This window comes from Corynebacterium kutscheri, from assembly GCF_000980835.1.
Taxonomy (GTDB): domain Bacteria; phylum Actinomycetota; class Actinomycetes; order Mycobacteriales; family Mycobacteriaceae; genus Corynebacterium; species Corynebacterium kutscheri.
Map to the genome: position 1 here is coordinate 1,789,977 of NZ_CP011312.1, position 14,038 is coordinate 1,804,014.

At 46.4% G+C, this 14,038-nt stretch carries 13 protein-coding genes; 5 read left to right on the forward strand and 8 right to left on the reverse strand.

Annotation, left to right across the window (positions count from 1 at the left end):
• Nucleotides 1-2 precede the first annotated feature (2 nt).
• Entirely contained in the window at nt 3-1,268 is a 1,266-nt protein-coding gene (glp, locus tag UL82_RS08175) for a molybdotransferase-like divisome protein Glp (RefSeq protein ID WP_046440299.1), read from the reverse strand.
• A 128-nt stretch (nt 1,269-1,396) separates the two neighbouring features.
• A complete protein-coding gene (locus UL82_RS08180; protein WP_046440301.1) occupies nt 1,397-2,311 on the reverse strand; it encodes a UTP--glucose-1-phosphate uridylyltransferase in 915 nt (304 codons plus the stop codon).
• Between the two features lie 81 nt (nt 2,312-2,392).
• Between UL82_RS08180 and UL82_RS08185 the strand changes: the two genes are divergently transcribed.
• From UL82_RS08185 to mscL, 3 genes are all read left to right on the forward strand, one after another.
• Nucleotides 2,393-2,965 carry a 5-formyltetrahydrofolate cyclo-ligase gene (locus UL82_RS08185; protein ID WP_046440303.1) on the forward strand — a complete coding sequence of 191 codons (573 nt, stop codon included), beginning with the start codon at nt 2,393-2,395 and terminating at the stop codon, nt 2,963-2,965.
• A gap of 18 nt (nt 2,966-2,983) precedes the next feature.
• Nucleotides 2,984-3,649 carry an SAF domain-containing protein gene (locus tag UL82_RS08190; RefSeq protein WP_046440305.1) on the forward strand — a complete coding sequence of 222 codons (666 nt, stop codon included), beginning with the start codon at nt 2,984-2,986 and terminating at the stop codon, nt 3,647-3,649.
• Nucleotides 3,650-3,731: 82 nt separating this feature from the next.
• The gene (gene mscL / locus UL82_RS08195) at nt 3,732-4,136 is read left to right on the forward strand and encodes a large conductance mechanosensitive channel protein MscL (protein ID WP_046440306.1); all 405 of its coding nucleotides are present in this window, start codon (nt 3,732-3,734) and stop codon (nt 4,134-4,136) included.
• A 66-nt stretch (nt 4,137-4,202) separates the two neighbouring features.
• On the opposite strand, the gene UL82_RS08200 is transcribed toward mscL, so the two are convergent.
• Entirely contained in the window at nt 4,203-4,397 is a 195-nt protein-coding gene (locus tag UL82_RS08200; RefSeq protein ID WP_046440308.1) for a hypothetical protein, read from the reverse strand.
• Nucleotides 4,394-4,981, reverse strand: coding sequence for a MogA/MoaB family molybdenum cofactor biosynthesis protein (locus UL82_RS08205; RefSeq protein ID WP_046440309.1), 588 nt, complete (start codon nt 4,979-4,981; stop codon nt 4,394-4,396). Before UL82_RS08205 ends, UL82_RS08200 begins: the two co-directional genes overlap by 4 nt.
• 17 nt (nt 4,982-4,998) lie before the next feature.
• On the opposite strand from UL82_RS08205, the gene UL82_RS11550 reads away from it, so the two are divergent.
• The gene (locus UL82_RS11550) at nt 4,999-5,124 is read left to right on the forward strand and encodes a hypothetical protein (RefSeq protein WP_269078399.1); all 126 of its coding nucleotides are present in this window, start codon (nt 4,999-5,001) and stop codon (nt 5,122-5,124) included.
• Here the strand turns inward: UL82_RS11550 and UL82_RS08210 are convergent.
• From UL82_RS08210 to UL82_RS08220, 3 genes are all read right to left on the reverse strand, one after another.
• On the reverse strand, nt 5,111-7,927 hold the full coding sequence (locus UL82_RS08210; RefSeq protein ID WP_046440311.1) for a DNA methyltransferase: 2,817 nt from the start codon (nt 7,925-7,927) through the stop codon (nt 5,111-5,113). The genes UL82_RS11550 and UL82_RS08210 overlap by 14 nt on opposite strands.
• Nucleotides 7,928-8,086: 159 nt before the next feature.
• A complete protein-coding gene (locus UL82_RS08215) occupies nt 8,087-9,493 on the reverse strand; it encodes a sugar porter family MFS transporter (RefSeq protein WP_046440313.1) in 1,407 nt (468 codons plus the stop codon).
• Complete coding sequence (locus UL82_RS08220; RefSeq protein WP_046440315.1) at nt 9,483-11,240, reverse strand: alpha/beta hydrolase; 1,758 nt, start codon at nt 11,238-11,240, stop codon at nt 9,483-9,485. Before UL82_RS08220 ends, UL82_RS08215 begins: the two co-directional genes overlap by 11 nt.
• Nucleotides 11,241-11,434: 194 nt before the next feature.
• Between UL82_RS08220 and UL82_RS08225 the strand changes: the two genes are divergently transcribed.
• Nucleotides 11,435-12,247, forward strand: a complete 813-nt coding sequence (locus tag UL82_RS08225; protein WP_046440317.1) for a GntR family transcriptional regulator — start codon at nt 11,435-11,437, stop codon at nt 12,245-12,247.
• Between the two features lie 131 nt (nt 12,248-12,378).
• On the opposite strand, the gene UL82_RS08230 is transcribed toward UL82_RS08225, so the two are convergent.
• On the reverse strand, nt 12,379-13,983 hold the full coding sequence (locus tag UL82_RS08230) for a S1C family serine protease (protein WP_083966448.1): 1,605 nt from the start codon (nt 13,981-13,983) through the stop codon (nt 12,379-12,381).
• Nucleotides 13,984-14,038: the final 55 nt, after the last annotated feature.

Here is a 14,038-nt window from a genome sequence, read left to right on the forward strand (position 1 = left end):
ACTTAACGGCTCTGGGATAAAAAGACAACTTCGACAATATCGCCTGGACGAACCTCAGTTATTTGTTCTGGGATGCGAATCATAGCATTTGCTTCACTTAAACCAGCCAGCAAATGTGCCGGGGCACCATTTGCGCCACCGAGTCCTTCTACCAGATAATCTTGGGTTTCAGCATCACGCATAAGCCGGGCACGAATAAAACCCTGCCGTCCTTTCTTGGAACGAACGTGATTTAATGCTCGGGCTCGTACCAAACGACGCTTCGCATTGCGCTTTCCAGCACTGACCCGAACCATCGGGCGGATAAAAGTTTCAAAAATAACCAATGCGGAAACCGGATTACTAGGCAATAGAAACACCGGAATTTGTTTGTCGCCAATCAAACCAAAACCCTGTACCGAACCAGGATGCATAGCAACGCGAGTGGTATCGATCTCACCGAGTTCTTCGAGAACTTTTCGCATTGACTCACTGCCTGATCCGCCCACCGCACCAGAAATAACAATGATCTCACTGCGGATCATTTGCGACTCAACAATTTCGCGCAATCGACGAGGCTCACCAGCTGCAATACCTACTCGGTGTACATCTGCACCAGCTTCCCTACCAGCTGCGGCTAGCGCATAAGAATTCACATCAAGGACTTGACCTAAACCCGGCTCTCGATCAACATCGACTAATTCGTGGCCAACAGAAATAACCGACATCCGAGGTTGTGGATACACCAAAACCTTCTCACGGCCAACAGCTGCTAACAATCCAATATGTGCCGGGCCTAAAATAGCGCCTTCACTAACCGCCACATCACCGGGACGAATATCATCACCAGTGCGACGAACAAATTCACCCGAGCGCACCGGGCGTAAAGCTTGCATTCGCTTACGCCCACGGTCGGTCCATTCTAAAGGAATAACTGCATCCGCTAAGGAAGGAAGCGGCGCACCAGTATGCACGCGTACAGCTTGTTTGGGTTGTAAACGCAACGGGCGCTGTGATCCAGCGGCTACTTCACCGACTACCGGCAAAGAAACCTCCACTGGGGTAGGTGGCAATTGACCACCTCGTGCCAAACCACGCTCACCACCTACATCGACAGCGCGAATGGCATAACCGTCGATAGCTGCTTGGTCGAACCCCGGTAATGCTCGGGTGGCTTGTACTTCTTCCGCACACATTAACCCCAGCGCCTCAGCTATTGCGATCCGCACTGGCTCTGGGGCAATCGCTGTTTGCATTACGAGTGCGAGTTGTTCCTCAACCGGTCGCATATCGGCACTCCTTAACCTCTGGTGAGCACTTCTAGGATAAAAATGCTTATTTGTTGGCTTACTTTAGCTAAAAGGCTTATTGAAGCCAGATACCCGTGTTCACGATAATCTGGTGTACGTCGAGTTTTTTATTGCTCGTGCTCAGCAAGAATTTCGCGAAGAGCCTTCTTCAGATATGGCCCATAGTCACTAGCCAAACCAAAATCTACTACCGCTGCTATATATCCACCGGGATTACCTAGATCATGACGTTTACCATCGTGCACCACAATATGGACTGGATGGCCTTCATCAATAAGCAAAGCAATGGCATCGGTAAGCTGTAGCTCACCACCTTTACCTGGGGTAATGCGACCAAGTGCATCAAAAATAGCCCGATCAAGCAAATAGCGACCAGTAGCTACAAACGTTGAGGGTGCTTCTTCAATAGAAGGTTTTTCCACCATTGCACGCACTTTTTTAACTATATGCTCGCCCTGATAGGTTGATTCCTCAATATCAAAAACGCCGTAATTATAAACTTCCTCACGCGGAACATCGAAAGCGCATAACACGCTTCCACCTAGTTGTTCACGCACTTCAACCATCTTTTCAAGCACGCCTACTGGCAGCACCAAATCATCCGGCAGCATAACTGCCACCACATCTTCATCGTCGTCAAGTACCCACTCAGCCAAACTCACGGCATGCCCTAACCCCAGCGGGTGTTCTTGAACCACGCTGACTGACTGGATAAGTGTGGCTGCACGACGAACTTTTTCTAGCTCACGTTCCTTGCCCCTAGTTTCCAAGGTTTCTTCCAACTCGGAGAAAGTTTTGAAGTGGTCGAGAACTTCTTGCTTTTGCGGTGCAGTAATGATTGCAAGACGCTGTGCACCTAACTGGGCTGCTTCCTCAGCAATAAGCTCTATACCTGGCGTATCAACAACTGGTAATAACTCTTTAGGAACCGTTTTAGTTGCCGGTAGAAAACGGGTTCCTAAACCAGCAGCTGGCACAATTACCGTTTTTACAGCTGTGGACTCTTTCTTGGACAAGGTCATATGTATAAGAGTAACGGTTTATTTCAGTATTAGAGGAAACCATCAGGGCAAAAACATCGGAAAAATCGCTAGAGTAAAAATGTGGCTACCCCTACCCCAGATAAAAAATCTTTCCGCACTCAGCTATTAGCCCATCGTCGAAACCGAAATACGCACACAAAAAAGCGTCTCGACGAACAGATCATCACTCATCTACGTGACCATCTCAGACTGCATAACGCTCAACGTATTGCAGCATATGTTGCCGATGAAACCGAACCGGGTGGAATAAACCTAGTACCTGAATTAGCAGCTATCGTCGATACGCTGTGGCTACCGGTGAGCAAAAATGACGGAGTATTACATTGGGGGCACTACAAGAATACCGAATCATTAACCATCGGCCGATATGGAATCCCAGAGCCTGTTCCACCACATAGCGATAGCAGCATTTTACATACTCTGGACATGATTATTGTGCCGGGATTAGCAGCTCATCCTAATGGGCAGCACATGGGCAAAGGTGCCGGTTATTATGATCGCGCGCTGGCTGGAGTAAGCACTGCTACAACCCTATTGATTTATCACGACGAAATTCGCGCCGACGTACCCACCGAAGCCCATGATGTGACAATGACTTTTTTCTTGGATGAGTACGGCACTATTCGGGTCTAAAATCCGTCTAATATCAACATGAACATTTTTCATGTACTCAAACAACCTGGCTGGCAACGCACCGTTTTAATAAAACGAATCATTGCTATCTGCCTTCTTATTACCGCCTTTATTCTTGGACTGAGCTCACGTATCGACAACCGACAAGAAGTAATTACCTACCGACAAAAAATTGCAGCAGGAAAACGCATTACTGCAGAAGATATTGAATTACGTAGAATTCCTGCCGACCTTGTTCCAATTGATGCTCTCAGCGATAGTTCTGCGGTTATTGGTCGAATCGTTGTCGCCGCACGCACACCAGGACATATTGCAACCGAAATGGATCTCATTGGAAGTGAACTCACCAACTCGTTAGTGAAAAATTTCACACAAAACGCAAATGGTGAGACAATCAACATGGTTCCATTACGCCTTGCCGATCCAACCTTAGCCGGCCTACTTTCCCATGGAGACACAGTCACAGTTGTTACTTCCCTACAAGAAAATGCAACTCCACAGATCATTGCCGCAGGTGGACGAATCATTTTTGCAGCCACACAGGATTCCCAACTCGCTAGCGCAGAACCAGGAACAGTGCTTATTGCCCTACCGGAACTAGAGGCACAAAAAGTTGCTGCTGCCTCTCTTTCTACACCACTAGCCGTTGTTCTCAGCGGCGATCGCACTCATCCGGATCAATAAAACTAAGTTTTCTAGCTAGAAGCTAGTCATTAGGCAAAAAATTCGCTAATCTTTCCAAAGATTTTCACCGAAAGGAAACTTCATGCTTAAAGGATTTAGAGATTTCATTCTCCGCGGCAATGTCATTGAATTGGCCGTCGCCGTTGTTATTGGATCTGCATTCACCGCAATTGTTACCGCATTCTCCGATAACCTCATCAACCCACTAATCGCTTCCATTGGCGGCACCGATGTCAGTGGTCTTGGCTTCCACATCATCAGCGGCAACAACGCTACCTTCATGGACTTTGGCGCTGTGATCACTGCTGCTATCAACTTCCTTATTGTTGCAGCTGTTGTGTACTTCATTCTGGTTGCACCAATGAACAAACTTTCCGAAATGCAAGCTGCTCGCAAGGGTGTTGAAGAAGACGAAGCTCCTGCTTCCATTGAGGCAGAACTGCTTACCGAGATCCGCGACTTGCTCAAGCAGAACAAGCAGATCTAATTACCTGCTTAGCGTATAAATTACCTGCCCTGATATTTATCCAGGGCAGGTTTTTTCATGCACACATTAGCCATGATGCGGTGGTCGCTCATGAAGATAAAACTCTTTGCCTACCAGCTGCTCAGTATCTTCATCGAGTAAAACAACGCGCTGTTCATCTGCAGATACTTCCGTGATCGGAGTATCCGCTTTGCGATCATAATCTACTTCCGCACGGCGAATAACTCGCCGGCGATTACTGCGCTTATGCTCTGTACTCATGATGTTGCATCCGCAATAACAGAGCGACGCAACTGATCAATTAAGTGATGCACCAGCGGGGTTAACGTAGCCATACCATCACGTATTGCTGCCCGCGAAGAAGCAAGATTAACAATCACCGTAGAGCCAGAAACACCCGAAATACCTCGTGAGGTACACGCATCTACTGCCCCACAAGCAAGACCAGAAGAACGCAATGCTTGCGCAATACCTGGAACATTTTGATCCAGAATTTCGCGGGTAGCTTCCGCAACTTTATCGCGTGGTCCCACCCCGGTAGCACCGACAGTAAGTACCAGATCTACCCCGCCAATTACACCAGTTTCAATCGCTTTACGAATCTGCGAATGACTCTTTTTTACCTCCACCACCGCGTCAACAGCAAAACCACCTTCTACTAGCAATTCGGTGCATAGCTGCCCCGTATCTTTACCGGAGCTAATCACATGATCAGTAATCAGCACACTAAGCGCTCTGCGAGGAGCTGGATCTTTACTTTGTTCTGCCTCGGTAGCCCGGAAGAAATCGGCATCGGGTTCTGCCACATCGTCAAAGCCCGTCGTCGAAATGGTGGAAGTAGTCATAGCCAGTCCTTATAGCTTTGTCGAATATCAATACCTTTAAAGATCAATCTACTCGCACTACTGCCTCCAACTCCACCCTTTATTTACCAAAGCTTATCGACGCTTACCGCACGCAACCGGTACCACCGCTTATTCTTGGGTAAGTTGTGCATAATTTTTAAAAAGCAGTTCTTGCCGTTGCTTCTCACTGGTCAATTTCCTTGGCGCACCGAATGCTTTATCCACAGCCTTGTCTAACTTGTCATGCGCCTTGAGTAAGTCTGGATCCATAGCCAAAGGTTGATAGTGGTCTGCGAGTGAGCGATGAGGAAACTTTGCACGTGCCTCAAGGACAGCTTTACCGCCGTTAATGATGGCTGTTCGATCTTTCTCTGACAGCTCAGGAACTGGGAAGGTGTTCCAAACTAATGAAGATGACAAACTTGGGTCAGACTTGATTCTTCCACCAACTGTTTTTTGCCACGTAATAAACATTGAAGAAGAAATTAGCCCAAAATAAAACCCATCTGGATCTGGCACCGTGAATAACTTCACAGATGCAATGACATTAGGGGGAAGCAATTGCACCGTTGCGAACTTTCTACGTTCAGTAAACGATTGGGGTATACCTAGATACTCAGTCTCAGGCTGCCTAATTTCTCCAAAAAGGTGCGGAGAATTTGCGAGAACTTTTGTTGCCTTTCGTGAACTCTTCTCTCTCGCTATTTGGACACGAGAAACTCTTTCATTTAGTAGCTTTGATCGATTGAGATCGCTAGGGATGAATTGGTCGTCAGCAAGCCAAAGACACCATCTGCCTGTTTGGTTGATCAATTCATGACCACCCCAGTAGGGTCTCAGATACTTACTTGCTATTGGATCAGCCTTCACCTCTTGTAGTTCATGTTCTTCTACTACGAATCCATCCCAATCGATTGGAGTTGAACCTGCTTTTAGTGCTGTCAATGAGGGGCTAAGTATCTTTCTTGTTGGCTTAATCGTAATTGGAGGAAGATTTGAATATAGATAAGGGCTTATGTGATTTCCAATCTCCAAAACTTCCCCTTGACCAGAATAGAGAGTTGTCTGCTGTCCCATTGACTTGCAGAGCCCCACAATTACACAATGAACAGCTGCTTTTCCTGGTGCTTCAGAATCCCAAGTAAAAGTTTGGTGAGCAAACTTAATTTTCCATCCGAGTTTGAATAACCCACCAAAAACAAAATCAACACTTTCACCCTGCACGATTGAGTTTGTAGAGACGAAGGCAAAATCACCTTTACGCTTCTTGAAGAATTCAGCAGATTTTGCAAACCAAGCTGTAACATAATCTGCATGACCAATGTTTTTGGTTCCCCACGCTTCTCTAAGATCAACGCCTTGTTCTTTTGTTCGCTCTTTGTGTCCTACAAACGGTGGGTTACCAAAAATAAACGTCTGTCCTTTAACCCGTGGAATCTCCACATCCCACGCAATCCTTAAAGCGTTACCATGGCGAATATGAGCGGTAATAGAAATAGGCAAACGCTCTGGAGCATTACCGATACGTAGTGCTAGTTCACGGTTAGCCTGGTGGTCAACTAAAAACATTGCAGTCTCGGCAATCTTGGCCGGCCACCAATTCAACTCAAAACCATAAAACTGACCAATAGAAAGCTTCTGCTCCCACGACACATCAAAAGCAGCAGTCAACTGCCCCTCTCGTTCACGGATGGCGACAATGATGTCAGTTTCAATCTTGCGGAGTTCCCGGTAAGCAACAACCAAAAAATTGCCGCACCCACACGCAGGATCACAAAACGCCATCTCAGCTAAAGAATCACGAAACTCACGCAACGCCTTTACCGTAGTAGACCTATTATCAATAAGACGACTAGCTTGTTTTCTTAACCCATCTAAAAACAACGGTTCAATCACTTTTAAGATATTGGTTTCACTCGTATAGTGCTCCCCATCAGCGCGCCTAGCTTCTTTAGATTTGACCAGTTGAAACATGGAGCCAAAAATCGCAGGACTAATACGTGTCCAATTAAAACGGCATGCGTTAAGCAATGCCTGGCGCATATCATGATCGAAGAATTCCTGTGGCCAGTGTTCAGCAAACAAACTGCCATTCACATAGGGAAACTTCATCATCGAATCAGGAACCCGGTGACGACGATTCTCTGGAGTATTCAATACTTGAAAGAGCGCAGATAACTGGCTGCCTAGATTCTCATCATTGGTATCATGCAGGATAAATCGATAAAACAAATCGTTTTCCCACAAGCCGGAGTCATCCCCGTAAAGAAGAAATAATATCCGGGTTAGAAACACCGAACTTTTTTGCACATGCCAGTCTTCATCTTCCGGGTTGGTGGGTGCTTGATCACCAACAGCTTCATCTATTTCCGTACTTGTCATTGCAGTAAACAGATCAGCCATAAGCCGAGATGCAATAATAGAGGCTTCTGTTTGTTCTTCTTTGGTGATTTCTTCTCGACCAGCAAGAAACATCAATTGATCAACATGATCAGCGAGTTCTTCTAGTGGGAATTGTTTTGTCCAGCCACCATTGCCTAGTTTGGTTAGTTGGATTGTTTCAAAGTTGGTGACAATAATAAATTTAGGCCACTCATGGCTTGCAATAGAACCACCAGCAAGATAGTCCAGTGCTTGCTTCTCTGCTTTTTCTAGGTCTTTACCAAGGGATTTAGCTTCACCAATAACAACCGATGACCAGAACAAATCGATATATCCCGTGTTGTTGGTACTAGCACGTACCGCATCACGCTCAAAAAGATCAATACGTTCTGGGATAACACCAAAACACCGCAGTAAATGCCCCCAGAACTGTTGTGCAGCTGATTTTTCCGTGTGTCCTTGATTAGTGTCTTTCCATGTTTGAATTCGGTCAGACCAGTTAATAATAAATTCGTTCAGGTTTCGGATAATATCGCTACGCGAAATATGGCTAACGGCAGACATAGACAATCCTTTCAGCAAAATATCATGCCTAGTCTAGGCCACTACGCTACATAACCAGGGCTAAACCAAGATATTCTTGCCCTAGGTTTTTGTTTACGAAATCACTGCTACGAATAAAAAATGCACCCAAAACCCTTGGGTGCACCTCACGTTACTGCTTTAAGCATCCCTGTTAAGTGTGTAAGACATATCTTCTAGTTCTACACCTTTTGTCTCTGGGATATAACGCACAACCAGCCAAATAAGTAGGGCGGCAACTACCGCATAGGAAAAATAGGTGCCGGATAATCCTAGGTGTTCCTTGAGCACTGGGAAAAGTTGAGTAACCAAAGTACCGCCAATCCAGTTTCCGGCAATTGCCAATCCAAGGCCAGCTGTACGGATTTGGTTGGGAAAAATTTCGCCAAGAAATACCCACAGCACCACGCCCCAGGTTCCGCAGAAAATGATGTACACCATGTGCACACTAGTAAGAGCAAGTGGTACCCAAATACCACTGAGGTTAAGTGTGCCATCAGGGGTTACTTCACCTTGCATAAAAGTAAGTGCCGCAATCAGCATAGAAATAAACATGCCGATAGCACCCCAGAGCAATAGCGGTCTGCGTCCTACTCGGTCAATAACTAGCATGCCGATAATGGTCATCACAATGCCGATTACTGAGGTGAGAACAGGAATAAAGACTGCTGTGTTTCCAGTAAATCCGACGCTTTCCCATAAAACGGTGGCATAAAGAAGAACATTGTTAATCCCGGCCATTTGAATAAGAAAAGCAAAAGCTAAGGCCACCCACACCACGGGATGCAAGATAAAGGAGCCGCCTAAAAGATCAGAAAAACGCGGCTTATGTCCAGAAAGTGAGGAATGAATCTCTGTGATACGTCCCTGTGGATCCGCATCAGCTCCCACAGCAGCAAGGATTTTTTCAGCTTCTTCTTCTTTGCCAATTTGTACGAGATAACGAGGTGATTCCGGTAAGAAGAGAACAAAGAAACCGTATAAAACAGCTGGGAAGAGTTCGGTGATAAACATCCAACGCCAGGTGTATAAATCAAACCAGGCTTCAGCATCAGCTGATCCAGTAATCTTTACTAAAAGGAAGTTGCTAATAAATGCTCCAAAAATACCAAAAGCAATAGCTAACTGTTGTAATGTCCCCAGTCTTCCTCGCTTATCTGCAGGAGCGATTTCTGCGATATAAGCAGGAGCGATCACCGCAGAAATTCCTACGCCCAATCCACCTATAAAACGCCAGAAAAGCAAGGCACCAACCGAAAACGATAACCCGCTCATCAGTGCGGAGATAGCAAAAAGAACTGCGGCAGTTACCATCACTTTGACCCGACCAAAGCGATTGGCAGCACTTCCGGCCAAGGCTGCGCCAATAGCGGCACCTAAGCTCACAATAGCTACTACCCAGCCGGTCATTGCCGAGCTAAGGTCGAAACCGGTTGCTGCTTGAGAAAAAGACCCTACCGTTCCGTTGATAACTGCAACATCGAAGCCAAAGAGAAATCCTCCTAGTGCAGCGGCTCCAGCTACTTGTAAGAGTTTGTTATGAGTCATGAGTTTTCCTTGCACTATGCGTGAATGTGGCGGGGAAAGAAGTATTAATAAATTCTTTTATTGCTCTGCGTACTCGCTCCCAGGTAGCTGTTCCTTTCACGGAGAGAGCGCCGTGGAAAGTGCCAGGAAACATGTGTAGGGCAATGGGAACTCCTGCATCGGCAATATCTTGGGCGAGACGAATTCCTTCATCACGTAGTGGATCAATTGGATTGACCACAATCATTGTGGGCGGCATACAACTCATTACCTCGCGTGAGGGAATATAGGGAAGACGCTGTGGAGTAGATCCAATGTAATGGTGCCAAGCAGACTGCGAAGCCTCCCGAGTCCAGATAGGTCCTTGGGAATAAGTTGTAAAAGATGAAGTGGTCATCTGAGGTTCCAAGCACGGTTCCAACAGGATGAGACGTTCAATGCGAAGTTCGATGCCTTCTCGGTGAAGAATTTCTATTGCTTGGCGAGCTAATCCTGCTCCTGCTGAATCACCGTAGATGTATAAAGGTTTGTCCGGATAGTGTAAATGCAGGTACACGAGTGCTTGTACGCAATCATAAGCACCTGCTGGCCAAGGATTTTCTGGCGCCAAGCCATAATCGGGTGAAGCAACAAGAGCATTGCCAAAAGTATGTACCAGTGTGCTGTTTCGTTCGTCGTCGTAACGCGCAGCTCCGGCAACATAGCCACCACCATGGATGGATAAAACAATTGCCTCTGGCTCGCTTCCTTGTGCTTTAAGGCAACGTAACTCAAAATTCCGCGGTTTTTTTGCTGAGTTATTTTCTAAAGTGACTATTTTCAGTTCAATCCCAGGTTCGGGTTTAACGTGTCCAAGAAGCTTTTCGGCGCGTTCCCGCATGGCCGGTATGTTGTCTGTGATTTGTTCCGGAGTTTTTTCGACGATCTCGCGCAGTTCCTCAGCAATATATAAAGGCGCACGTCGATGTCCTTTACAGTGCTGATGAAGAAATGACTCAACCAGGTCATAGAATGCTTCCGGTTGATCGCGGCGCACAGTATGGGTGGCCTGTGGAATCAAACTCGAGCGTAAAAAAGGATTAGCCAGGTTTTCTACCTCGGTTAAACCATCGACGCCAAAAAGAACATCAGCCCCATCTCCGGTAATAAGCAAAGTAGGAATACTTAGTTCGCTAAGAATGCTGCGTCCTAAGCTGCCGACGACACCAGTAGCAACAAATTGACGATCGACTTGAGTTTTTCCTTGTGCCCACGCGCCATATTCTGAGGCAGGCCAATGACGGTATACCTTCATCAGCTCGGCTATCGCCTCACCGACATGAGCAGTAACAAGTTCTTGGCGTTTCACAAGGGTAGCTGCATCATCGTAATAAAGCTGTTGGAGTTCTAAAGTAAGAAGAGCAGGATCCTCCAAGATCAAGGCTTCAATGAGCTCAGGGTATGCACGAGCAATATGTGCTGCTACAGCTCCACCAAGTGAGTGTCCTATAAGAACTACTTTGCGCGAAGTGGTTGTGCGAGCAATTTCTACGATTGCTTGCGACATGGCATACACGATTGCGTCGAAAGGATTGGTTAGTTCTTCTTTGGTAAAAGAACGAGAAAGTCCGTGCCCTAGGGTGTCTAATAGGACTACTTTCCATTCATTTTTCCACTGCGCAGCTATATCTGACAGAGAAGCCCCATTGTCGGTAATGCCGTGAAGTGCAACGATAGTGCCTTTTTCTTCTCTACCGCTTAATGAATAGGATATGTCATATCGATTCATAATTATCCTTGCGATATATTTAACATCAATCACCCCAGTGTGTTTCTAAACACCCTAGGGTTATAGAAGGGTGTTTGTCAATGAAAAATAAGTGATACTCAATACATCGCTAAGTACGTCAAGAAGCAGACCACAACTTCGTTAGGGTGAGCGATCTATAGAAACAATAAAATGTGTTTCTACAAGGAGGAAAAATGGTGAAAGCAAAATATGCAGAAGTCTATGAAGCACTTGTAGCGCGCATTGAGCAGATGAATCCAGGAGATCGTTTAGAAAGCGAAGTCCAGCTTGCCTCGTCTTTTAATGTCTCGCCTATGACAATACGGCGAGCACTTATGCTGTTAAGCCAAGAAGGGCGCACCATTGGAATGCCAGGTCGTGGGACGTATATTGCTCAACCTAATACCGCAGCAGAACTTTCTACAAATTTAGAAGATACAGATTCTTCCTCTTTGACTAATCAAAATTCTTCTATTTCTCCGATACACACCCATGCATTAACGCATCACAAGCTAAAATTGCTTAGTTCTGTTACCAGCAAAGCACGACTTATCTCAGCAACTATTGAAGCTGCTAATAAAAAAGAACGTGAATTACTAGGAATGAACGAAGGCGACTTTGTTATCCGCATAGTGCGTTTCCACCAAGAAATAAACGTAACCGATGCCGAAGAATCCGCTACGGAGTTTGGCGACAAAATATTAGGGATAGAAACAACATGTGTCGATGCGGCACAGTTTCCTGGCTTATTAGGAAAAGATCTTTCCGGTGATCTCATCACACTACTGTTAGCAGAGTATTCCGGAGACACTACAGGAAACAACCAGCTCACCGTAGCTACCCAGTTTGGTGCTGTTCTTCTATCTGATAAAGAAGCGGAAATTTTAGACGTCGAAAAGCCTTATGCTTGTCTGACTATGGAATCAATTATGTGTCCAGATAACGGACATGCGGTTGCGGTTGTTTCTTTAATAATTGACAGCAATTTTACTAAAGTGCAGCTTTAAAAATATCTCCCTTAGCTATAACAAAACTAGGTTCACAAATATCGAGAGTCCATACTAAGCCCTCAATACCCGACGGCGCTGAAGAACGTCCATATTCTTCAGCGCCGATAAACTAATCCAATAACTGTTACCTACTGCTCAGCGCCAGTAAGTGTAACCTCAGCATTCCTGGTTTCTTGGGTTTCTGGATTAACCACTGTCAACGTAATAACTTCGCCAAAATCACTACTGCGTACCGCGGCAATCAAAGCATCTGCACTATCAATACGCCGACCATTCATTCGCGTGATGACCTCACCGGGTACTAAACCTGCTTGCTCACCAGGTCCACCTTCATTAACCTGCGCAATCTCGGCACCAACCACTCGAGAATTCGAAACAAGCTGGATCCCAATCAACGGCTGAGTTGCTTGTCCAGTCTCAATCAACTGTGAGGCAACACGACGCGCGAAATTAGCCGGAATAGCAAAACCTAATCCAATCGAACCTGCTTCCCCACTAGAGGTAGAAGTAGAAGCAATCACGGAATTGATACCAATCTGGTTACCTTCCATATCCACTAATGGACCACCAGAATTACCAGGATTAATCGCAGCATCGGTTTGAATAGCGTCGATAAGCGAGGACTGACCGGTATCAGTACCGGAAGCACGCACTGGACGATTCAGCGCAGAAACAATACCGGAGGTCACCGTGGCGGATAGTCCCAGTGGCGAGCCAACAGCAACAACTTCTTGCCCCACAGCAAGGTTATCGGAATCACCGAAACTCATTGCTGGCAATCCACTTGCGTCGCGAAGCTTAATCACTGCAACATCTGTATTGGCATCACCAGCAATAAAATCTGCTTCATAGGTGGTTCCATCATTGAGTGTGGCGGTAATTCGTGCATCACCACTGGCTGCGCCGGCGACAACGTGATTATTCGTCATAATGTAGCCGTCTTCGGAAATAATAGAGCCTGAGCCTTCACTTCCACTTGTTCGCGTAGCCACTTTAATCGAAACTACCGACGGCAAAACTTTGGCTGCTACTGCTTCTACCGAACCTGCTGGAGCTTCTCGTGATGAAGAATCAGAAACCGGACTATTCAGCGATTCCACCACATTAGATTGTGATTGGCTCTGAGAAAGCATAGAGCTACCTTGAACCGCTGCCACAGTAATACCAGAGGCGGTAAGAGCTGACACTAATGCAATTGCTGTCGCCGGTAAAAGACCGATACTGCGCTTTGCTGGAGCTGGTGCACCACCAGAAGGCAGGTTTTCAGCTGCAGCAGCATATGGGTATTCCTGAGTTGGTGGCACAGGTTGTTCGGACTGCTGGTACCCCTGGTAGGAATTGGCAGGAGGTGTGCTAACAGTATCCACATTGGACTGAGGTGTCGACACCGGGGAATAACCCTCAGTAGCACTAGCAGCAGCTGTAATTGCAGCTTCCGGTATTTCTGCGGTGTGCTCAGGAGATGAAGGCTGGTACGAAGCCTCACCAGTAGGCGCTGGATTGTTAGTCGTCGAAACGCTATAAGGATTATTCGCCCGCTCAAACTGAATTGTTTCCTCAGGCGCTGCCGGCGGGACGTGCTCTAATGGTTTATCTTCGGTGTAGTCAACGGCACCGGCAGTAAAAGAATCAGTGGAATCAACATAATGCTGATCGCCATCATGAGACTCCGCTGGATAATTCTTCGGAGTCTCCTCTACGGGGTTGTGCTCGGAGCCAAAGTTCTCGTTCATGAAAAATAGTGTGCACTAAAACTCTGGTACTCGTCTGCACTGAAACTGTAAGTTG

Bases quoted from the DNA above. Each gene is read 5' to 3' on its own strand.
- UL82_RS08190 (WP_046440305.1), top strand. From the start codon at position 2,984: ATGAACATTTTTCATGTACTCAAACAACCTGGCTGGCAACGCACCGTT.
- UL82_RS08220 (WP_046440315.1), bottom strand. From the start codon at position 11,240: ATGAATCGATATGACATATCCTATTCATTAAGCGGTAGAGAAGAAAAA.
- UL82_RS08210 (WP_046440311.1), bottom strand. From the start codon at position 7,927: ATGTCTGCCGTTAGCCATATTTCGCGTAGCGATATTATCCGAAACCTG.
- UL82_RS08205 (WP_046440309.1), bottom strand. From the start codon at position 4,981: ATGACTACTTCCACCATTTCGACGACGGGCTTTGACGATGTGGCAGAA.
- glp (WP_046440299.1), bottom strand. From the start codon at position 1,268: ATGCGACCGGTTGAGGAACAACTCGCACTCGTAATGCAAACAGCGATT.
- UL82_RS08180 (WP_046440301.1), bottom strand. From the start codon at position 2,311: ATGACCTTGTCCAAGAAAGAGTCCACAGCTGTAAAAACGGTAATTGTG.
- UL82_RS08225 (WP_046440317.1), top strand. From the start codon at position 11,435: ATGGTGAAAGCAAAATATGCAGAAGTCTATGAAGCACTTGTAGCGCGC.
- mscL (WP_046440306.1), top strand. From the start codon at position 3,732: ATGCTTAAAGGATTTAGAGATTTCATTCTCCGCGGCAATGTCATTGAA.
- UL82_RS08215 (WP_046440313.1), bottom strand. From the start codon at position 9,493: ATGACTCATAACAAACTCTTACAAGTAGCTGGAGCCGCTGCACTAGGA.
- UL82_RS08230 (WP_083966448.1), bottom strand. From the start codon at position 13,983: ATGAACGAGAACTTTGGCTCCGAGCACAACCCCGTAGAGGAGACTCCG.
- UL82_RS08200 (WP_046440308.1), bottom strand. From the start codon at position 4,397: ATGAGTACAGAGCATAAGCGCAGTAATCGCCGGCGAGTTATTCGCCGT.